The organism is Anaerobacillus alkaliphilus, from assembly GCF_004116265.1.
In the GTDB taxonomy this organism is placed as follows: Bacteria; Bacillota; Bacilli; order Bacillales; family Anaerobacillaceae; genus Anaerobacillus; species Anaerobacillus alkaliphilus.
Map to the genome: position 1 here is coordinate 48,183 of NZ_QOUX01000047.1, position 21,602 is coordinate 69,784.

Consider the following 21,602-nt stretch of genomic DNA (forward strand, 5'->3'; position numbering starts at 1 on the left):
AAAATCTAGGTCTCCCCTTCTAATTAAAGGAGGGTCAGACCATGTCTAGATATATACTAAAACGTGGTTTTTCAATGCTAATTACGTTGCTGGGCGTTTCAATTCTTGTATTTTTAATGGTGCATTTGATCCCAGGTGATCCAGTAAATTATATTTTAGGAGAATTCGCCACTGAAGAAGCTGTCAATAGACTTAAGGCTAACCTAGGTCTTGATAAACCTCTCCCTTTACAATATTTAGCATTCATTGGTGGGTTATTAAAAGGGGATTTAGGGACGTCGTATATTACTGGGTTAAGTGTATTAGAGCAAATAGTTCAGCGTTTTCCAGTTACCTTTCAACTTGCGTTATATAGTTTAATTATTGGTTCGATTTGTGGAATTGTTCTAGGTATCGTTGCTGCTGTAAAACAAAATACGATTTTTGACCAGTTAGCGATGTTAGTTTCTTTAATCGGAATTTCGGCACCAGGGTTCTGGATTGCATTGTTTTTAATTTTGATTTTCTCATATCACCTACCGATATTTCCAATCTCAGGATATGACGGCTTCTATTCATTAATTTTACCGTCAATTACGTTAGGTCTTGGAACAACAGGTAACATCGCACGTATGACTCGATCTAGTATGTTAGAAGTAATTAAACAAGATTACATGAGAACAGCGGAAGCAAAAGGTGTAAATGTTATTCGCCTTATTAAAGGCCATGGATTACAAAATGCATTAATTCCAGTTATTACTCTAATTGGGTTACAGTTTGGTCACTTATTAGCAGGAGCAGTTGTAACAGAGACGGTGTTTGCATTGCCAGGGATTGGAAGTTTAGCCATTCAAGCGATCGCAACTCGCGATATGCCAACCGTACAAGGACTAGTTCTATTTATGGCATTTATGTTTATTCTAGTTAATCTACTAATTGATGTCATCTACAGTATGATTGATCCGCGAATCAAATATGATTAGAAAGGGGGAAGCGTCATGGGTCAAATAGTAATGAAACCTAAAATGGAACCGAAAGTGGATCTGAGTAAGCAGATAAAAGAAGCGGCACCTAAGTCATATTGGTCGATTGTCTTGAAGAGGTTACGGCGAAATTATGGGGCTTTAATAGGCGGAGGAATTTTACTGTTTTTTATTGTTATTTCTGTTTTTGCACCTATTCTTGCACCATATCCAATTGATATTATGCAGATGGAAAGTCGTTTACAAGGTCCATCAAGTGCCCATTGGTTGGGAACGGATGAGTTCGGGAGAGATATTTTATCGAGAATTATGTACGGTGGTCGTGTTTCATTAATGATGGGACTTGTTGCTGTGTCAATTGCAGGAACTGTCGGTGTTATTTTAGGTGTTATTTCTGGCTATTATCGCAAAATAGATATGTATATCATGCAGCTCATGGATATCCTTCTTGCTTTTCCTTCCCTATTACTAGCAATAGCCATTATTGCAGTGCTTGGAGTAGGTTTAACGAATGCCATGATTGCCGTAGCTATAGCGGTAATTCCATCTTATGTAAGAGTGGTTAGGGGAACTGTTCTTTCAATTAGAGAAAAGGAATACATTGAAGCCGTAAAAGCACTTGGGGTAAAAGACTTCAAGATCATTGTAAAACATATTACACCTAACTTTTTATCTCCAGTTATTGTTCTATCAACCTTACAGTTCGGAACTAGTATTTTAGCAGCGGCATCTCTTAGCTTTTTAGGTTTAGGAGCGCAACCGCCAACACCTGAATGGGGAGCGATGGCCTATGTCGGAAAGTCATTTTTACTAAATGCTTGGTGGATGTCACTCTTCCCAGGATTAGCAATTATGTTAGTTGTACTTGGCTTCAATTTACTAGGAGATGGTTTGCGGGATGCGCTTGACCCTCGTTTGAAGTAACGGTACTGATCAGTAATGGTTGACTCTACAAATAAGGAGGGTGATTTATTATGACGACGAAAATACATCAAATACAAGAATATAAGAGTGCGAAACAGAGCGATTCCGACCAAAACGAGCTGTTAAAAGTAGAAAATTTGTCGATTCGTTTTAAAACAGATAATAAGAACACAGTGACAGCGGTAAATAATGTTAGTTTTGAGCTTAAGAAAAGTGAAACGGTCGCGATTGTAGGTGAATCTGGGTGTGGAAAGAGTATCACTTCTCTTTCTATTATGGGACTGATTCCTAAACACGCAGGGTACGTAGAAGGAAGTATTCGATTAAATGGGAAGGAATTGAATGGTTTATCAGGGAAACAAATAAGAGAAATTCGCGGACGAGACATTTCAATGATTTTTCAAGAGCCAATGACGTCTTTAAATCCAGTACATAAAATAGGGAAACAGATTGGTGAAGTACTGGAATTACATTCGTCTCTATCAAAAAAGGAAATTCGTAATAAAACGATAGATATGTTAAAAAAAGTAGGGATACCGAGACCAGAAAAAATCATTGATGAGTATCCACACCAGTTATCAGGTGGGATGAGACAACGGGTAATGATTGCCATGGCCATGGCCTGTAATCCAAAACTTTTGATTGCAGATGAACCAACTACAGCATTAGATGTTACGATTCAAGCACAAATATTAGACTTAATGAATGATTTGAAAACACTCTTTCAAACAACGATTCTATTAATTACTCATGATCTAGGGGTTGTTGCCGAAGTAGCAGATCGTGTGATTGTGATGTATTACGGACAAATTGTGGAAGAGGCTGATGTTATTTCATTGTTCGCTTCGCCTAAACATCCTTATACAAGAGGTCTACTTAACTCTATTCCTAGTCTAGAAGAAAAACGATCTAGACTAAAGCCTATTGAAGGAAATGTACCGAACCTTGGAGATATAACGCAAGGTTGCCCGTTCCGCCTACGATGCCAAGATGCTATTGGAAAATGCGCAGAGGAAAACCCACCGTTATTTCTATCAGATCAGACTAGAAAAGTACGATGCTGGCTTTATGAGGAAGGAGAGGTATCTGTATGACAGCGCTACTAGAAATTCGTGATTTAAAAACGTATTTTCCTATTAATAGTGGTATTTTAAAGCGAAATGTAGGATTTATTAAAGCTGTTGATGGTGTTTCCTTTAGCCTAGAGGCAGGAGAAACATTAGGAATTGTTGGTGAGAGTGGTTGTGGAAAATCTACGACCGGACGGAGTATTCTTCGATTAATTGAGCCTACTAGTGGGTCTGTTAAGTATAAAGGTGTCGAAATCACAACGTTATCGAGAACTGAAATGCGAAAGCTCCGAAAGAGTATGCAAATTGTTTTTCAAGATCCGTATGCTTCGTTAAACCCTCGCTTAACGATCGGTTATATACTTGAGGAGGCGCTATCGACACACGGAATAGGTAGTAATACAAAAGAACGAAATGATATGGTGAAGGATCTGCTCCAAAAGGTTGGGTTAAATAGTAGATTGGTCGATCGTTACCCACATGAATTTAGTGGTGGACAAAGACAGCGAATTGGGATTGCTAGGGCCATAGCTGTTAATCCGTCTGTGATTGTGGCAGACGAATCCGTATCAGCCTTAGATGTCTCGATTCAAGCGCAAATTCTTAATTTATTTGCTGACTTACAAGATGAGTTGGGTTTAACTTATGTTTTTATTGCGCATGATTTGAGTGTTGTCAAACACATTAGTGATAAAATTGGAGTTATGTACTTAGGTAGAATGGTTGAGTATGCGACAAATGAACAATTATTTAATAATCCGGCACACCCTTATACACAAGCATTAATGTCGGCAGTTCCTGTTCCAAACCCAACGATAAAAAAAGAAAGAATTATCCTAAGCGGAGATGTTCCAAATCCTTCAAATCCACCAAGTGGATGTGCCTTTCATACCCGCTGCCATGCTTGTATGGACGTATGTAAAACAGTTCGTCCAAACGAAATTGAGCTAGCACCAGGCCATATTGTATCCTGTCATTTATATGACCCTGCGTATAGCACGTAATTCGATTCAAGAACCTAAATAGGAGAATATGACAAATGGAAAAGATCAAAAAACGAGTAAAAGAAAATTACAATGGCTTGACTCAACGAATGAAACTAGTCGCAAATTTCATTGTTGAAAATCCCAATCAAATTGCCCTAAACCATGCAAAGGAAATTGGGAACTTAACGAGTACAAGTGAAACGACAGTCATTAGATGCTGTCATGCTCTTGGATATTCAGGCTATGCAGAAGTGCAAGAGGAAATACGAAAAGCGTTGATTATGCCTGATGATGATCCATTTAAAGCGCTAACAGAAGGAATCAAATCAAATAGCAGTTTTCTCTCAACGGTCAATCAGGATATTGAGTTCATTGGTAAAACGTTACAAGAATTTAATGAAACTACTTATGAAGAAGCTGTAAGGCAGATTATTAACGCTAATAAAATCATTGTGGTCGGACTGAGAACTTCTTACGCCCCAGCTCACTGGCTAGCCAATATTTTAAACATTGTTAGAGGAAATACAGTTACTTTTAAAGGGGATATTGATGATGCAAATCATCAGTTAACGGAGGTTACGGACGAATCTTTGGTTATTGCGTTATCGTTCCCTAGGTATGCGCAACAAACCATATCTTTTGCCAAGGCAGCAAAAGAAAAAGGAGCAAAAGTACTCTCAATTACTGATGACGAGTTATCACCGGTTGGTCTCATATCAGATACGACGATCAAGATTATTACGCCTAAGCCGACAACGTTTAAAGGAATGCCAACTATTTTTTCAATTTTAAATGCTGTCATTTCCGGTGTGATGGTAATGGATCAAGAAAATGTTGAAAAGCGAATTGAAGAGTACGATCGCTCAAAGGATTACTATTATGGTTATTACAAAAAAGACTAATCAAATCTAAGGGGGATTTTAATTGAAAATTCAAGTAGAAATGCAACCATTTGAAGCATATGCCGAGAGTTTAATCTCTAAACACAGCATTCCGGGAGTTGCCATTGGGTTTTCTCATAATGGCAAGCTTGTCTATGAAAAAGGATTTGGATATCGAAATGTCGAGAATAAACTTCCTGTAACGATGGACACCGTTTTCGGGATTGCTTCCGTAACAAAATCATTTACTTGTGTAGCCATTATGCAGCTACAAGAAGATGGTAAATTAAATGTTCATGATCCAGTTGTAAAGTACTTACCGGAATTTTCAACCCCTACGAATGATACTGAGAAAATGACGATTCATCACTTTATGACGCACACAGCAGGTCTGCCACCACTACCGTCATTAGTGTATGCCAATAAAAGAAGCTTAGAGTCGGATCCATCCGTCAAAGATTATCCAGGATTAAAATTTGCTGACGAAAACCAAGCACCTATTGATACGTACGAACAGTTAATGGAGTTTATTGCCGGCTTAGACTTTGAATTATTAGGAGAGCCAGGGACTGAATTTAGTTACTCCAATGATGCCTATGCTTTACTAGGTTGTATTGTAGAGAGGGTTAGCGGAATTTCATTTGAATCTTATGTGAAACAATATATTTTAGATCCAGCTGGAATGGTGAACTCTTGTTCTTTAGTAGAAGAATTAGAAGATTACAATGATATAACTTCACTTTATGCAGCTAGACAAACAGATGAAGGTGTGGAAGTCTATGAAGCCCCTGTTTGGTGGGATTCTCCAGCAATGAGACCGGCGGGGTATTTGAAATCAACCGTTCGCGATATGTTGAACTATGCGGAAATCTTTAGAAATAATGGGAAGGTTGGAGATAAGCAAATTTTATCAGAAGAAAGTGTTCAACAAATGATTTATCCGCACTTTGAAATAGCGCCAGGAAAATTTTACGGTTATGGCTTTATGATCACTCCTGATTATCATGGTGCTACTTTGGTGGAACATGGCGGAAATTTAAAAGCGATTGCTTCACAATTATGTATGATCCCAGAAAGAGGCATTGCTGGCATGATCTTGACGAATTTAGCAGGAGTTCCTGCAACAACGATTATGAGTGGAGCGTTAAACGGTATTGAGGGACGTTCAGTCGAAGAGAAAGCGATGGAATTTACCGAGGAAACCCTTTCAGTAGAAAAGTTAGTGGAGTATGAAGGAACGTATGTATCTAATGAAGGTATGAGTTTAACGGTTAAAATCAAGGACGACACACTAGAATTTGCGACGAGAGATATAACTTTTCCAATCCAATATATTGGTGAAGACAGGTTTTTAGCTTCTGTAAAAGATCAGACCGAAGTGGTTCGCTTCGTTAGAAATGAACAAGGCAAAATCTTACGTGTTGCTTATCACTTTAGACAATTCCCTAAAGTACTAGAATAGTAGGAAGATGTACAACATATATGTTTCGGAAAGGTGATAGGGATGTCTCGAAAAATAGAATATCAATTTGTCCATGATGTACATGATATCGAGGAGATTGTATCATTTCAAGAAACGATTTGGGGCCGAGCAACAGGTACAGGGCTCCCACATCTCGTAGCTTCAATCTATAATGGAGGCTCGGTCATTGGTGCCTATGACAATCAGCAATTAGTAGGATTTTGTTATGGCTTTCCAGGGTTTAAGGATGGGAAGAATATGCTTGTCTCTCATATGATGGCAGTAAATCCTTTATATCGAGACCAAGGAATTGGTGAGCAGTTAAAGTATAAACAAAAAGAATGGGCGAAAAGCTATGGATATGAAAAGATTGTTTGGACGTTTGATCCTTTAGAGTCCAGAAATGCTTACTTAAACTTAAGTAAACTCGGAGGTTATGTTCAAACGTATATTTGCTCTTATTACGGAGATCTAAATGATGAGATTAACCAAGGGTTACCTGCTGATCGCCTATTTTTGGAGTGGGATCTTACACAAAATACAATAGAGTATCAATCTACTGCCCAAGAGATAACGAAGCTAGTAGATTGGGAGGGGGAAATTCCTCTTATAAGACCTGTTGTTCGAGACATTCCGCTAGATGAGAGTTACTTTCTAATTGCCGTACCAGCGAACATCCATGTAATAAAAAAGGAAAATAGAGAACTTGCTATGTTATGGCGATATACTCACCGTGAAATCTTTCAAAGACTATTTTCTCGGGGGTATGTAGTGATGTAGATGAAAAAAGAAAGTAAAGATCATCCCGCTAACTACTATGTTGCTAAAAAAATGTTGTAATCGGAGGTTAAGGATGTTAAACGAAATCAACCGTTGGGTGAAGGAGCATCAAGATGAAATTCTAGCAACTTACCAGAAGTTGCATGCTCACCCAGAAGTTAGTTGGGAAGAAAAAGAAACAACAGCCTTCCTAAGTGAGAGGCTAAGTGACATGGGTTTACCCTATGAAACATTTGAAGATATAACTGGTGTTGTAGGGTATTGGGGAAATAAGGACTCTGGACCCACGATTGGTTTGCGTGCCGATATTGACGCGCTTTGGCAAAATGTGAACGGAGAGTGGAAAGCCAACCATTCATGCGGCCATGATGCTCATATGACAATGGTTTTGTATACAGTACGATGCCTAAAGGAGCTTGGTTACCAACCTAATGGGTTACTCAAAATCATTTTTCAGCCTGCAGAAGAGTCAGGAAATGGTGCCAAGGCACTGATTGAAAAAGATGTCATCCGAGATATTGACCAGTTGCTAGGAATTCATGTTAGACCTATTCAAGATCTAAACTTAGGAGAGGCAACGCCTGCTATTTATCACGGGGCAACCACTTTATTACGAGGTACTGTTACGGGGGTTCAAGCACATGGCTCTAGGCCTCATTTAGGAATTAATGTTGTAGATTCTTTAGCGGCAATCGTTCAAGCGATTAACTCTATTAAGTTAGATCCGACTATTTCATATTCCGCCAAGGTTACGATGATGAAAGCAGGTGGGGATAATGTCAACATTATTCCCGATTATGGTGAATTTGGAGTTGACCTAAGAGCTGAAACGAATGATGCGATGGATCTGTTACTTCATAAAGTGAAGAAAGCAGTAACAAGTGCTTCTGCCATCAACGGAACAAAAGTAAACTTAGAAATTCCAGCCAAAATGGTTGCGGCGAGACCGAACAGGGAGTTGGAAGAAATAGTCAGTCAGGTGATCGTAGATGTACTCGGTGAAAAAGGGTTAGTTACCACGAAGCCAACTCCAGGAGGAGAGGATTTTCACTTTTATAGCGAAGCGTATCCGGACTTAAAGGCTACGATGATTGGTTTAGGAACGGATTTATCACCAGGTTTACATCACCCGAATATGTCTTTTGAGCTTTCTTCTCTATTTGATGGAATTAAATTGTTGAGTTTATCAATATGTAGGTTATTTGAACAAAGATAACGTGAATACGATTGATAGTGGGCTGAAACTAAGTTAGGGGGAAAGATAATGAAGGTTTTTATATCGGCGGACATGGAAGGTGTAGCGGGGATTGTTCACCAAGAGCAAACGGGTAGAGATGGAATGGAGCATGATCGTGCTAGAAGACTCATGACAGCAGAAGTAAATGCTGCTGTTGAAGGAGCCTTGGAAGCAGGAGCTACAGAAATACTAATAAATGATTCACACGGAACGATGCGGAATTTAATTCCTGAGTTACTTCATTCAGAAGCTGAGTACATCATTGGCTCTCCAAAGATGTTATCGATGATGGAAGGAATTGATGACAGCTTTGATGCTGTGATCTTATTAGGCCATCATTCTAGAATGGGTCAGTCTGGGATATTAAATCACTCCTTTAGTGGAAAAGTGGTCACAAACATCAAAATTAACGGGGTAGATTATGGGGAAATAGGGATTAATGCTGCGATTGCCGGTACGTTCAATGTTCCAACGGTCTTAGTTACTGGCTGTCAGTATGCAGGGGCAGAAGCTGAAGAGTTAGTTCCTTCAATTGAAACAGCAATTGTAAAGCAGACAAGAAATAGGGTTGCTGCTAAAAACCTAGCACCAGCTAAATCTCAAGCATTAATCAAACAAAAAGTCATTTCAGCACTCGAAAAGAGAAAGAGTATCGAACCATTTAAAATAAATGGGCCGTACACGGTCGAATTAACTTACATTCATTCGGGTTTTGCAGATGCCGCTGAAGTACTGCCAATCGTAGAAAAAGTAAACGGGGAAACCCATCGTTTTCAAGCAGATGACTTTATTACTGCATTTCGTTATATTCGTAGTTTAATAAGTCTAGCTTCATCCACATAATAGTTTTAGGGCCTTTCCATGAAATAAAGGGAAGGGCTCTTCTTTTTTCGGTATGAGAGTAGTCGAAAAAGGTTCAAGTAAGAATAATATGATAAAATATAATTGTCGTAATTTTACATACAGGAGGTTTTCTATATGACTAGTAATCTTTCACCCGCTGTGGGGAATACATACGAACTACTTTTACAAAATTCATTGATCAAAGAAGCACTTGAGTTTTTAAAAAACGAGAATGAGGCTACTCTAAGAGACCAAATCGAATTAACTGAAATACCTGCGCCTACATTTAGTGAAACGGTGAGAGGGATGGAGTATCGAAAACGGTTGGAGCAATTAGGCTTGGAAAATATACATACGGATGAAGTTGGGAATGTTTTTGGCGTACGTAAAGGTACAGGGTCTGGACCAACCGTTGTGGTATGCTCGCATTTAGATACGGTCTTTCCAGAGGGAACGGATGTTACTGTAAAACATAAAGATGGAAAAATATATGCCCCGGGAATTTCGGATAACGGTAGAGGGTTAGCTGTTGTTTTAACGCTTCTCAAGGTACTAAATCATTTTCAGATTGAAACCAAGGGAGATCTTTGGTTTGGTGCAACAGTAGGAGAAGAGGGTCTAGGAGATTTAAATGGTGTCAAAGCTCTATTTGAAAAAAATAGAAGTGACATCGACGCGTTTATCTCGGTTGAACCAGGTTCACCATCTCGAATTACGTATTTAGCCACTGGAAGCCGTCGCTATAGTGTGACTTATCGTGGTCGTGGTGGACATAGTTTCGGCGATTTTGGAATTCCAAGCGCGATCCATGCGTTAGGTCGAGCGGTTGCACTTATTTCTGAATTAGAAACACCTCGTGAACCAAAAACAACGTTTACGGTTGGTACCATTAGCGGAGGCACATCGGTCAATACTATTGCGGCTGATGCCAATATGGTCATAGACTTACGATCGACGTGCCAGGAAGAATTGTCAAGATTAGAAGACAAAGCACTAAAAATCCTACATCAAGCTGCTGAGGAAGAAAATAAACGTTGGAACAGTGATGAATTGTTAGTAGAGATAAAAGAGGTAGGAGACCGACCTGCTGGCTCACAAGCAGATGATGCAACGATTGTTCAAGCAGCTGCAGCGTCGAGTAAATTTCTTGGATTTGAACCAATTTTAGAGCCCCCAAGCAGTACAGACTCAAACGTCCCAATTAGTTTAGGCATTCCAGCGGTTACTCTAGGTGGCGGTGGAGACTTTGGAGGAATACACACGCTAAAGGAATATTTTGATCCGAAAGATGCGTATTATGGACCACAACAAATTCTGTTAACTGTACTAGGGTTAGCAGGAATTGACCAACTGACTGAGCCGTTATTGGTTAGCCAAAGAAAAGACAATTAGACTTCTAATGGGATCTAACTTTCTGTTAAACGAAACTTTATAGAGAAGAGACACGTATATGTTCATAACAAGGGGGGCGTATATAATAATGAATTCTTTTGAGGTAAGAAAACTGCGATTAAGACAAATGATTAGCACTAACCTTTATATAATTGTTGTCCTCTCATTATTTACCGCAGCCATTGTTGAGCTGCAACCGACACGTCTACAAGCGTTATCAGCGGTGGTCACTTTTATTGCTACAATTTGTTTTCTTAATTGGCTTGAGTTTAAGGGCATAGATCTACGACCCTTTTCTTGGGCGAAAAGGCTAGTAAGTTATGAAAAAGAAAAATTAGGGCCAGAGTGGTATAAACATAAGAGTTCAGAACTGTATTCAAGAGCTATTCTCATTCCGCTTCTATCACTGCAGTTACTTTTTGACAACCGAAATGAACCATTTTTACCGAATGGACTAGATCCATTTTATTGGTTGACGTTAGCAGTTGCCATTATTCTAGTGGTAAATCTTCATTTATTTTTTCGTAATCGAAAAATTGACCGTTTATCGACAGCTGAATTACAAGGCTATACCAAAAAAGAGTTTGGTATAAGTCTAGTTATGGGTCTAGTCATGTTTTTCGTGGTTGCGTCATTTATCATTTTCTTTTTAACATTATAGTATGCATTTTGGTGACTTATGGTAAACTATCAAAGACTATGTTACAAAAAGGAGATAGAAAGTTGCATACAGAAGACAAAAGTGCAGATGTAAAGGCTAAGTTTAATGAATTAAAAAAATCGATTAATCGAACATCGAATTGGCGAGAGCGTTTAGATGCGGTCCAAGAGCTAGGTGAGTTGAAAACAAAAGAAGCAATTGAACTCTTAAAGTATAGTATGAATGGAGATTCCGTTTATAAAGTACAGGAAGCCTCTTATCGCATGCTACAAGCATTAGGTGAAGACGTACCGATGCCTAAACGAAAGCAAGGTGAGGTAATTAAGGGGACAAATAAAGTCTTACTGAGAATTAAAAAGAGTCTCCCGGCTGATCACTCTTATCAAGACTTCAAAGAAAAAGTCCAAAAGATGAGGTCGGATTTATATGATACCTATGAAGGCGAGAAAGGTGCCGACTTTGATAAGTGGTTAGAAGAAACATGGGTCAACTTAGCTACTAAATAGAAAGTGTGAAGAACATCTTTAGGGTGTTCTTTTTTTGTTGTAGTGAAACAAAAAGTCAATTAAGCTAGAATTATAAATTTTTTCCAAATAAATGAAACCTATGTTAATCTGACGGCATCTTAATTAGTGAGAGGAGGCGAAGGAGTGGATCTCGTCGAGCGTTTAAAAAGGAAAGAAGAAGCAGCGGTGATTGAGATGATGAATAAATACGGAGATAGTCTCCTTCGTACGGCAATTTTGCTGGTGAAAGATCCTCATCTTGCTGAAGAAATTGTTCAGGATACGTTTGTTATGGCTTATCAAAAAATTTACCAACTCCATGATGAGCAGAAGCTGAAGAGCTGGTTGCTGATGATTACAACCAATGGGTGTCGGGCTCGCATGAGAAAGTGGAGTTGGAAGAATATTTTTCTACACCAGGAGCAGGAACAAGAAGATCATCTAATTGACGAACATGAACTACTACCGGAAGAGACATTGATTGCTACTTGGAGAGACCAGCAATTGCGTGAAGCTATTACACTATTACCTTATCATTATCGTGAAGTTATCACGTTGTATTATTTCCAGGAACTGACGGTAAAAGAAATAGCTCTACTCATAAAAGAAAATGAAAATACGGTTAAAACAAGATTAGCTCGTGCAAGAGCTTTATTGAAAGTGGAACTGACGAAAGGTGGAGTTGGCATTGCAAAGTGAGAAAAAATTAGTCAAGCAAAAGTTAGACACAGAGTTGGCTCATGTTTCCTTTTCTAGTTCTGCAGAAGTTTTACAAAGAACACACCCAAGGAAATTGTCTGAAAAAATACGCCACTGGTTAAATAAAGAAATTACCGTACCGCTTGTTCCGATTGGTGTTACTGCAGCTATCTTTTTAAGCGTTAGCTTGTTACCTGCCTTACTAGAGGATGAAACGGAACAACCACGTCAGTTAATACAAGTTGGTGGGAATTTTTATTGGAGTGATTTATACGAAGAGGTGAGTAAAAAATGATCAAAATGAAAATGAAACATTTGATAGCGGGAGTGCTCGTATTGCTTTCATTTAGCATTGTTTTTGTCTTCGTTCTGCAACCAATTTTACAAGGGAGAGTTATTAGTCATGAAGTATCGCGAGGGAATGTAGATGGGGCGAAACAACAAATCATCAAGCAAATTGAAAAAGATCGGATTAACTCTTTAAAGCTAATAAAGGATTATATGATTGAAAGACACCCAACAGGAAATCGCTATGATGTTTATATTGGTCCATCGATGTCGAGTTGGGGATCTGTCACAGGTGATCGAATATTTACACTTGAGGAAAGTTTGCCTTACCTACAAATATATCTTGATGAAGCACCAGCTGATGGGTATTTACGGAGAACGGTCGAAATTCTAGTATCATACTATGAAAGTCTTGGTGACTTTGAACATGCACTTAGCGTTTTTGAAAAAGCACTTCAGCGTTTCTCTACGTCTTCGTTTGTTTATCATGAGCTTGAATTAAAGAGAATTGAATTAGCCATTAACTTGAATCATATTGCAGATGCAGAATTATTCATTGAAGCATTTGAAGGCACTGTAAACGAGGTGTTTACTGATATACCTTTACAGTTGGCGAGGTTAAAAGCAGAACTTTTCGTTCAAAAAGGAAAGTTAGCGGAAGCAGTCGCTATATTGAGTGTAGCGATTGACGACTATGAAGAGTGGAATGAGTCATTCAAGAAAGAATTAAAAATGGAAAACGATCTTCAATCTGAAACAAGCTGGTATCCTTCTTATGAAACAGCAATCATGTATCGCGAACAAGTGGAGCGGTTAATGAATGATAACGGCCAGCTTGGTACAGTAGTAGGTAAGGTCATCCGCTCAGATGGTGAACCTTTAAGTAATGTTGGAATTTTCTTGCGTGAAGAGCATGTGACAAATCAATCGGTGTCTGAATACGAGCGCTATCAAACCGTGACAAAGCCAGATGGGAGTTTTTCCTTCACCGGTGTTATTCCAGGAAGTTATCAAATACATGTTGGTTTTATGTTTGATCAAATTGATGGTTGGTCTTGGCCAGTGGAGATGGACGATTGGTTAGATGTAAAAGCAACAGAAACGTTTGAGTACGAAATTGAAATTACGCCGCTCATTTCTGTTATTGAGCCGACCAATTATCAAATCATTCGTAATCAGGAGATTACCTTTGCTTGGGAGCCTTTTCCTGGTGCCACAAGCTATACACTTCATGGTGGCTTTGAGTTAGACGGTAGCTCAACAGGTTTTCAGGTGATATCTGGTATTAAGGATTCAGAAGTGACTATCTCAGTAGAGGAACTGTATAGTTTAACTACTGGTATTATGTTTTCAGGAGATAACTGGACGTCAGTGAAACCTGAATCGCTTCTTGGCTTTGCGAATATTGACGGTTTGTTTTCTTGGTCAGTAAAGGCTTTTAATGAAAGAGGGCAATTGATTGGTCAAAGTAATGGCTACAGGTTACGAGAAGAAACGATGGGGCCGTTGCCATTTTATCATCTAAAAGCTAGAGAGCTCACAGATGCTGACCAGGTATTTTTAACTGGGAAAATAGAAGAAGCGCTCGAGATGTACAAAGAAAATGTTGAAATAAATCCGCATGATATTCATAGTCTGAGAATGGTTGCTAGAATGATCGGCCTAGATCGGAAAAACGAACAGCAAGCATTGCCATACTGGCTAGCACTAGCCGAGCAAAGTCAGTCATCTGAATATGCCATAACGTTAGCCCAACTTTATTTTGATCAGGAAAATTGGTCAGAGTTTGAGAAGTGGTACCAACTAGCGGGAGATGTCTCATCTTATGCCAAATCAATTTATGCTAGAGCGCTTATGAAACAAGGAAAGCTGGAAGAGTCTAGGGAAAGCTTTCATGAAATCATGGAGGAAGACCGTTCGAACCGATTTGTTGGGTTGTTACTAGCAATTGAGATCTACCTAGAAAAAGACTATAACACTGCACAATACTTAGCTGAGAAGTACAAAGAAAGAAGCTACGAAGCGAAAGATTGGTTAGCGGAAATTCGTAAACTAGAGAAGGAAGTTCCAATTGAGATAGTTACAGAGGAATTAGGAAAGTTTTTTATAGGAGAGAAGGTCGAGGCAAATGATCTTGCGAAATACCCTGAACTTGCACAGTTTCTAAGGATGTTAGAGCGTGTGAATTAATTTTAAAAATCGAAAAAGGAACAATCTCATTTTGATGAGTTTGTTCCTTTTTTATAAAATCTATTTACCTAGTAACACCTGGTGTCGTAGAAGCATTTTTTAACATACCCCAAATAGGGATAAAGATAAGCACTGTAACAGCGATTGTGCTCACAAAAGGTATGACAAATTGGATCTGCCCTGCATTAAAAGAAACAAACGAGTCGATCATCCAATTGCGTGTAGCTGGAATAAAGATACTGATGGTTGCTAGTGCGATTGCGATAATTCCTCCAATTAGACCTAGACGATAGAATACAGTACCTAGTAACAACCCAACACTGAATACTAGAGTACATAAAACAATGTCAACGAAAAGTAGGTTATACCAAGTGTTTGCTAAAGTAGTCGCATTCACGGTTGTAAGTAATGAAAAAGAAGTGGCACCAATGGTAGTCGCAATCAATAGTAACAATTTATTAATAATCAAATGAAATAGTGACATCGTGATTGCTAATACTACATTAAAAACGAATGATCCGATCACGTATCTAGTTCTTGTTAAGCCGAGTTTAATTGAATAAGGAAAAGTAATCTTCGTTTGCAGGAAGCCTGAAATTCCACAAAAAATGTAAGTTGCCATACTGATTGAAACAATCATATTAATAGAAAAAGTGTAGGAGATTGCTAGCAAGAATATAGAACTAGCAATGAAGATAGACCAAAAGACGAAAAAGGAAAAACGTTGATCAATGACTAGATAATATAGAATAGCTCTCATATCTTTAAGCATGTAATTTGCCTCCTTGTGTTTCCTCAGTTAAGTAAACCATTAAATGCTGAATGGTAACGGATTCGATAGTTAGACCTAAGCTAATTGCTTCTCGCTTGTCGTATCTTTCCCCAAAGAGTGTTGCAGCCTTTTGTCCAGCAAGCTCAGCCTCATGGATAACCTCTTTCCCTTCAATAAACGAATTTACTGCATGTTTACTACCACTTACTTTTAGGGTAAGTTCTAATAATTCTTCCGTTGTGCGGTGGAATAAAAGTTCTCCGTTTTTAATTAAGATTACTTCTTCAAAGAGGTTGCTAACCTCGTCAATCAGGTGAGTGGATAAGATGATTGTTCTAGGATATTCTTCGTATTCCTCTAGTAATGCATCATAAAATTTATAGCGAGCCGACGCATCAAGTCCTATATAAGGTTCATCAAAAATAGCAATCTTCGTGCGACTAGCTAAGCCGATGATGATCCCTAACGCAGACTCCATCCCTTTCGATAATCCTTTGACACTCATTTTCCCTTTAAGGTTAAAAGTTTCTAAGAGTCGTTCAGCCTTTTCGTTAGACCAGTTAGGATAAAAAAGCGAGGCGATTTTTAATATGTCTTTAACTTTTAAACGATTCATAAAGTTGTTGCTCTCGTTGATTAGGCAGATGTCTTTTAGCACATCACGATTGTCAAAAGGTGATTGACCATTCACCTTAATGCTACCGCTTGTCGGAAGCATATATCCGGCAAGTAGCTGCATCAATGTGGTTTTTCCAGCACCATTTCTCCCGAGAAGACCATAGATTTTGTTTTCTTCAAGCTCTAAGGTTAAGTCGTTCAAGGCAATTTTTTCAGTATATTTTTTTGACAAATTTTTAATTTCAATCTTCATCGTAAATCCCCCTTTGAATATAGGCTTGCAGTTCTTCTAAGTTAATCCCAAGCTTTTTTGCTTCTTTTTTTAACGGAACAACAAAATCCTGATAAAAAGCATTCTTTCGCTTCGCTAAAATTTTGTCTTTTGCACCTTCCGCTACGAACATCCCGACGCCTCTTTTCTTAAACAAGATATCCTCATCAACTAACTGATTAATTCCTTTTGCAGCTGTTGCAGGATTAATTTGGTAATGCTTGGCAAACTCGTTTGTCGAAGGGACACGTTCTCCTTCAATTATGGAACCGTCCAAAATGCTTGCTTCTAGTTGTTCTGCGATCTGTATAAAAATCGGTTTATCTTCCATTAATCGTGAATCCATGGTTACACCTTCTTAGTTAGTGACTTAATTGGTTAATTAATTATGTAACTAACTATAAGGTATTTGGAAAGTATTGTCAACTAGGAATTGGAAAAATTTAAAAATGAAGATAAAGCTGATTAACGGGTATTGCCCTACATTAGATCACTAAAAGTTGGAAATTTATGTTAAAGTAAGAGTGGTAGTTTAAATTAAAAGAGGAGGGAACTAATGAAATCACTACTAATATTCATATACGACTATTTAGATTTTGATCTTGTGGCATTGCTCATTACAGTAGCGCTTATCGTTTGGGGGTTGGGAGTTAAAGTGAGGAGTATGTTTTCCGCTCGTATGGTGTTAGTCTTTTTGATAATTTTTTTAATTGTAAATCATATGCAATATACAACATTTGAGAGAAAAATAGCAAAGAAAATCAACGAAGCAACGGAAGTAAGGGAACTTACGATAAGCTTTAACGATCCTGATAAACAAAGAAAAGGCCAAGTGACGATAGAGGATGAGGAGACAATTGAACGAATTTTAGAAGATTTTAAATTTCTAAAGCTGAAAAGAGTTGTTAGAGGAGAGAGTAGTGACCCCTCAAGTAAGCTTAGTGTTAATCTAACTTTTACGATTAGCACATGGATGGATCTAAATTACAATCTTACCGAGAGCTATCGTTTTAATGCAGACGAGCGATTTTTGAATGGATATAAAATATTGGGAAGGACAAACCATTTTAAAACAATAAAAGAATTGATAGAAAGCGAAGAAGTTGAGTGGGAGTAGTATAGACGTTAAAAGTAAAACAATTACTCGGTAATAGGATAGCCTAAGCCTAATTCCTAACACCGAGTCGAGTTTCCTATTTGGTTTCTATTATTTCCTGTAATTCTTCATAATGTATAAAAGAAGAGGTTAGGACTTCTATTTGATTAATAGAACTACAAAATCCTTTGTCTTTTACGACTCCATTTTCGTCCACAGCAAAAGCAAAGGGTGTTTCTTTTACACCAAAACTAGTGAAGAGCTTCTTATCTTGATCCCAAATGAGTTCTCCAGGAACTCTCTGCTTCCTCAATAGACTTCTTCCCTCAGGTTCTCCGCCAAAGACTACTGTAATAAGGTTTATTTCGCTACCGTAGTGCTGATTGAATTTCTGCAAATCGTCTAATAGATTTTTACATGGCTTGGAGTTAGGTGTAATAAAGGTGATGAGAGTGGGTTTCTTAATTAGCCTTTTGATAGTAACTTTCTTGTTTCTGGTAAATGAGAATGCATGAAGAGGGGGGAGCGGTTGACCAAGAGATATTTGAGATAAAGGTAATGGTGCAATCTTACGAGACCTTCGATACATAAGTAAAATGAGAAATAAGCTGAAGGATTGAGTAAATAATAGAATAATAACGAAATACATCAGAAAAGTTTCCATGGATCGACCTCCACTATTTGCAATTCTATAATTTCATTATTATTAATATGAGCCTAGCTTTGCTAATATGTAGAGAGTTGTTTGAAAACTTCTGGTGGAGGATTGAGGTTTAAAGTAGTTCTGAAAAAGAGCCGTTATGAAAACAAGAATAGGAACGAACTATTCCTGGAGTCCGTTCCTTAATTGACTGTCTTCTTAATTTAATACATTTTCTTTCTTAGCGAACTCCCAGCCATAGGCACATTCAAGTAACTCTTTCCCACCAATTACCGTGCTTTTTTCGTATACTTCTTTTCCATCAAGGTGTTTGAAAAAATTACAAGAGTGATGTTCCTTAAAGTTCCACAAAGCTATGGATGTGTGGTGAAGGGAAAGTAAATGTTCAGTAACAGCTTTAAAGAGTTGTTTTCCAATTCCCTTGCCTTGTGCGTTAGGATGAATGTAAATCCCGTAAATTTCTCCAGTATACGCAATTCTTAAGCGAGGATCTCTCATCGTTCCTCCAAGAGCAAAGCCAATAATTTTGCCTTGTTCATCTACTGCAACGAAGTTCATTGTTCCTCCGCTTATCGTTTTAGGCAGATCATTCTCCCATCTTTGTTCTCGACTACTATATGTAAATTTCTCGATTGTGTCTGTTGGCAAAATTGCTTGATATCCAGTGTGAATACAATCAACATGGACGCGTGCAATACCTTTGAAGTCATCCGCTTGTGCTTGTCTAATCATTATGATACGTCCTTTCCTATTCAGTATTTATATTACTTCATAGTATCAGTTTATTGTTCTAAATGCACAGTAATGACCGATATAAACATAAAAAGAACAGCCCATAAAATGAGCCGTTCCGAAATAACCTTATTTCATCTGTTGTTTTATCCTGTCTATTTGGTCTTCAGTAAGGCCGGTGAATTTAAGAATGTCTGAGATTGGCGCTCCTTCGAGAAGCATTCGCTTGGTGACATTTTCGAGACCTTTTTCAATCCCTTTCTCCATCCCTTTTTCAATCCCTTTTTCAATTCCTTGGTCAAATCCTTTTTTTTCCCATGAAGTCATCAATTCCATAATGTGATTCACCTCATCTTCTGGTATTTGTTTTAAATGACTGTTTTCGTAAAGTTTGTTGCTTTCGTAAAAATCCCAAAAGCCGGATTTTTACACAAATCACTAAGCAGTTACCACTAATTTAGTAAGTAATGCTCTTTTCTTACATAATTTATTGGCTGATATCTTCATCTAAGGTATTTTTCCGATTATTTTAGGATAAAAAAGCCACAATGTTTACGAAAAGAGCCTTTTAAATAAACCTTTAGTTCTTGTTCTTCAGTTTCGCTAAGCGTATGGTATTTTTCAAAAATTCCAGTTACTAATTCCTGCCTTGCAGGATCTAATTCTAATGTTAGTAACATTCGTGAAAATTCAAATTTAATACGTACTTTTTCACTATGATCGTAGCCCATTTTTCCAAGTAATGCAAGGGCTACTGGGTTAGGTTAGATGAACCAAAACAGATTAAAAAGAGTTTATGATGAATAATAAAGGTTTCCCGGGAAAGCGCAGGAAAAGACAGGAATTGCTAGTTCGGTGGCATTTCCTGTCTTTTTGTTGTATTTGACAGTGATTATAAAATAATGCAACTAAATCAAAGGGATTTTCCCTTCGGAGTACGAAATATAATACCTAATGGTTTATATGAATTATGGAGGTGTAGAAGGTGGATAATTACGAGCAGAAGATAGACGCGATTTTTTCACGCTGGCAAGAAGGACTATGCCCTGGAGGACAGGTTGCGGTCAGAAAAGGTGGTAAACTTATATACAAGAAAAATTTCGGGTACGCAAACCTCGAGCATAGGATTCCAGTGATGGATGAGACTGTTTTTCATGTTGCTTCAGTTTCAAAACAAGTGACAGTTATGTGTGTACTCTTGCTTCAGGAAGATGGAAGGTTAAAAATTGATGATGATGTAAGAGACTATATTTCTGAATACGTCAACTTCAAGGAGCCTGTTACCATCCGGCAGATGATGAACAATGTGAGCGGAATTAGAGATCAATGGGAACTGTTGGGTTTAAGTGGAGTTAGAATTGTCGATACGATTACACAAAGAGATTCTCTTTCTTTAATTAGCAAACAAAGAAAATTAAATTTTGAGCCGCGGTCTCAATTTCTCTACAGTAACTCTAACTTTACGTTATTGGCTAAAATTGTTGAAAAGTTATCTGGCCAAACCCTTAACGACTTTGCCAACGAGCGAATTTTTAAACGATTAGGGATGGAGAGTACGTGTTTTAAAGATAATTTTTGGGAGGTCATACCAAATAGAGCTAGCTCATATTACGATGACAGTACTGGGAAATTTGTTTACAGTGTCCTTAATTATGGTACATACGGTGCTACAGCTCTTAATACGACGACAACAGATTTTCTTAGATGGATGGACAACTATAAAACTCCTCTAATTTGTAAGGAAGAAACCTTAAGAGATATGTTCGAAGCCCCTACATTATTAGATGGTTCTATAAGTAACTATGCAGGTGGACTGTTTGTCGGTGAGTATCTAGGGCATAAGTACATTGAACACGGTGGGGCAGATGCGGCCTTTAGAAGTGCGATGCTTCGATTTACGGATGAGGATGTGGACATTGTGCTATTGTCAAACACACAGAATATGTTAATGAAGGATGCGGCATTTGCAGTTGCGGATGTAATTTTTGGACTAGAGATTAGTAAGATAGGTGAAGAACTTCCAAAAGAGTATACAGAAGAGCTTGGTATAAACGATTTAGAAGGATACTATTTCCCTACATCTGCTGCTACACTAATGACTTTTGATATAACCACAATAGACGGAAAACTTCACTATAAAAATCCTTATGGTTTTGCACCGTTGAAGCATGTTTCTGGTAATCATTTTATCATCGAGCAATTAGATCTAGATTTATTTTTAGGTGAAGATAGTGTCATGAGGACAAATGGTAAGATCACTACATTACAAAAACTTAAACCGTTTAAATCAGAAAAGATCGCTACATTTAAAGGGAGATATGTAAGTAGTGAGCTAGACACATTTTATGATGTGATTGAAAAAGACGGTTGCTTGTGCATTTCTCATTCGAGAAACGGAGTGCAAATTCTCTATCAAGTGAGTAATACAACATTTGTTACAAATGCGCCGTTTACCTTCCTTGTTGAATTTAGTATTGAAGGAAACGAGGTTACAGGATTTACATTTACAGGGAATAGAGTGAAGGATGTAAGAATGGAAAAGGAATTGAAAAAACAATAATTAAAAGGAGT

At 38.0% G+C, this 21,602-nt stretch carries 24 protein-coding genes; 17 read left to right on the forward strand and 7 right to left on the reverse strand.

What is annotated here, in order from left to right; genetic code table 11:
• Positions 1-41 precede the first annotated feature (41 nt).
• From DS745_RS20645 to DS745_RS20715, 15 genes are all read left to right on the forward strand, one after another.
• Positions 42-962, forward strand: coding sequence for an ABC transporter permease (locus tag DS745_RS20645; RefSeq protein ID WP_129080156.1), 921 nt, complete (start codon positions 42-44; stop codon positions 960-962).
• Positions 963-992: 30 nt separating this feature from the next.
• Entirely contained in the window at positions 993-1,886 is an 894-nt protein-coding gene (locus DS745_RS20650) for an ABC transporter permease (protein WP_421721847.1), read from the forward strand.
• Between the two features lie 50 nt (positions 1,887-1,936).
• Positions 1,937-2,980, forward strand: coding sequence for an ABC transporter ATP-binding protein (locus DS745_RS20655; protein ID WP_129080157.1), 1,044 nt, complete (start codon positions 1,937-1,939; stop codon positions 2,978-2,980).
• Entirely contained in the window at positions 2,977-3,960 is a 984-nt protein-coding gene (locus DS745_RS20660; protein ID WP_129080158.1) for an ABC transporter ATP-binding protein, read from the forward strand. Before DS745_RS20655 ends, DS745_RS20660 begins: the two co-directional genes overlap by 4 nt.
• Before the next feature lie 35 nt (positions 3,961-3,995).
• Positions 3,996-4,844 carry a MurR/RpiR family transcriptional regulator gene (locus DS745_RS20665; RefSeq protein WP_129080159.1) on the forward strand — a complete coding sequence of 283 codons (849 nt, stop codon included), beginning with the start codon at positions 3,996-3,998 and terminating at the stop codon, positions 4,842-4,844.
• 22 nt (positions 4,845-4,866) lie between these two features.
• Positions 4,867-6,285 carry a serine hydrolase domain-containing protein gene (locus tag DS745_RS20670; protein ID WP_129080160.1) on the forward strand — a complete coding sequence of 473 codons (1,419 nt, stop codon included), beginning with the start codon at positions 4,867-4,869 and terminating at the stop codon, positions 6,283-6,285.
• A gap of 42 nt (positions 6,286-6,327) precedes the next feature.
• Complete coding sequence (locus DS745_RS20675; protein ID WP_129080161.1) at positions 6,328-7,065, forward strand: GNAT family N-acetyltransferase; 738 nt, start codon at positions 6,328-6,330, stop codon at positions 7,063-7,065.
• 73 nt (positions 7,066-7,138) lie between these two features.
• The gene (locus DS745_RS20680; protein WP_129080162.1) at positions 7,139-8,281 is read left to right on the forward strand and encodes a M20 peptidase aminoacylase family protein; all 1,143 of its coding nucleotides are present in this window, start codon (positions 7,139-7,141) and stop codon (positions 8,279-8,281) included.
• A gap of 48 nt (positions 8,282-8,329) precedes the next feature.
• On the forward strand, positions 8,330-9,145 hold the full coding sequence (locus DS745_RS20685; protein WP_129080163.1) for a M55 family metallopeptidase: 816 nt from the start codon (positions 8,330-8,332) through the stop codon (positions 9,143-9,145).
• A 135-nt stretch (positions 9,146-9,280) separates the two neighbouring features.
• Positions 9,281-10,537, forward strand: a complete 1,257-nt coding sequence (locus DS745_RS20690; protein ID WP_129080164.1) for a M20/M25/M40 family metallo-hydrolase — start codon at positions 9,281-9,283, stop codon at positions 10,535-10,537.
• A gap of 88 nt (positions 10,538-10,625) precedes the next feature.
• The gene (locus DS745_RS20695) at positions 10,626-11,198 is read left to right on the forward strand and encodes a hypothetical protein (RefSeq protein ID WP_129080165.1); all 573 of its coding nucleotides are present in this window, start codon (positions 10,626-10,628) and stop codon (positions 11,196-11,198) included.
• 62 nt (positions 11,199-11,260) lie between these two features.
• On the forward strand, positions 11,261-11,704 hold the full coding sequence (locus tag DS745_RS20700; RefSeq protein ID WP_129080166.1) for a HEAT repeat domain-containing protein: 444 nt from the start codon (positions 11,261-11,263) through the stop codon (positions 11,702-11,704).
• Between the two features lie 144 nt (positions 11,705-11,848).
• A complete protein-coding gene (locus DS745_RS20705; protein ID WP_129080167.1) occupies positions 11,849-12,403 on the forward strand; it encodes a sigma-70 family RNA polymerase sigma factor in 555 nt (184 codons plus the stop codon).
• Positions 12,393-12,698 (forward strand): hypothetical protein, encoded by a 306-nt coding sequence (locus DS745_RS20710; protein ID WP_129080168.1) that lies wholly within the window; start codon positions 12,393-12,395, stop codon positions 12,696-12,698. Before DS745_RS20705 ends, DS745_RS20710 begins: the two co-directional genes overlap by 11 nt.
• Positions 12,695-14,881, forward strand: a complete 2,187-nt coding sequence (locus DS745_RS20715; RefSeq protein WP_129080169.1) for a hypothetical protein — start codon at positions 12,695-12,697, stop codon at positions 14,879-14,881. Before DS745_RS20710 ends, DS745_RS20715 begins: the two co-directional genes overlap by 4 nt.
• A 64-nt stretch (positions 14,882-14,945) precedes the next feature.
• On the opposite strand, the gene DS745_RS20720 is transcribed toward DS745_RS20715, so the two are convergent.
• The 3 genes from DS745_RS20720 to DS745_RS20730 are packed head-to-tail and all read right to left on the reverse strand — an operon-like array spanning position 14,946 to position 16,888.
• Positions 14,946-15,653 (reverse strand): hypothetical protein, encoded by a 708-nt coding sequence (locus tag DS745_RS20720; protein WP_129080170.1) that lies wholly within the window; start codon positions 15,651-15,653, stop codon positions 14,946-14,948.
• On the reverse strand, positions 15,646-16,524 hold the full coding sequence (locus DS745_RS20725; RefSeq protein WP_129080171.1) for an ABC transporter ATP-binding protein: 879 nt from the start codon (positions 16,522-16,524) through the stop codon (positions 15,646-15,648). The genes DS745_RS20720 and DS745_RS20725 overlap by 8 nt, the downstream gene beginning before the upstream one ends.
• Positions 16,514-16,888: a GntR family transcriptional regulator gene (locus tag DS745_RS20730; protein WP_129080172.1), complete on the reverse strand. Its 375-nt coding sequence runs from the start codon at positions 16,886-16,888 to the stop codon at positions 16,514-16,516. Before DS745_RS20730 ends, DS745_RS20725 begins: the two co-directional genes overlap by 11 nt.
• 210 nt (positions 16,889-17,098) lie before the next feature.
• Between DS745_RS20730 and DS745_RS20735 the strand changes: the two genes are divergently transcribed.
• Positions 17,099-17,659 (forward strand): hypothetical protein, encoded by a 561-nt coding sequence (locus tag DS745_RS20735; protein WP_129080173.1) that lies wholly within the window; start codon positions 17,099-17,101, stop codon positions 17,657-17,659.
• Between the two features lie 76 nt (positions 17,660-17,735).
• Here DS745_RS20735 and DS745_RS20740 read toward each other — a convergent pair whose 3' ends face one another.
• The 4 genes from DS745_RS20740 to DS745_RS25530 all read right to left on the reverse strand — a co-directional run bounded on the left by DS745_RS20740 (position 17,736) and on the right by DS745_RS25530 (position 19,711).
• The gene (locus DS745_RS20740; protein WP_129080174.1) at positions 17,736-18,302 is read right to left on the reverse strand and encodes a peroxiredoxin family protein; all 567 of its coding nucleotides are present in this window, start codon (positions 18,300-18,302) and stop codon (positions 17,736-17,738) included.
• Between the two features lie 195 nt (positions 18,303-18,497).
• Positions 18,498-19,031 carry a GNAT family N-acetyltransferase gene (locus tag DS745_RS20745; RefSeq protein WP_129080175.1) on the reverse strand — a complete coding sequence of 178 codons (534 nt, stop codon included), beginning with the start codon at positions 19,029-19,031 and terminating at the stop codon, positions 18,498-18,500.
• Between the two features lie 129 nt (positions 19,032-19,160).
• Positions 19,161-19,367 (reverse strand): RpnC/YadD family protein, encoded by a 207-nt coding sequence (locus DS745_RS20750; RefSeq protein WP_129080176.1) that lies wholly within the window; start codon positions 19,365-19,367, stop codon positions 19,161-19,163.
• 188 nt (positions 19,368-19,555) lie between these two features.
• Positions 19,556-19,711: a hypothetical protein gene (locus DS745_RS25530; RefSeq protein WP_161568331.1), complete on the reverse strand. Its 156-nt coding sequence runs from the start codon at positions 19,709-19,711 to the stop codon at positions 19,556-19,558.
• Between the two features lie 305 nt (positions 19,712-20,016).
• Here DS745_RS25530 and DS745_RS20755 point away from each other — a divergent pair, with 305 nt between their 5' ends.
• Positions 20,017-21,591, forward strand: coding sequence for a serine hydrolase domain-containing protein (locus DS745_RS20755; protein ID WP_129080177.1), 1,575 nt, complete (start codon positions 20,017-20,019; stop codon positions 21,589-21,591).
• Positions 21,592-21,602: the final 11 nt, after the last annotated feature.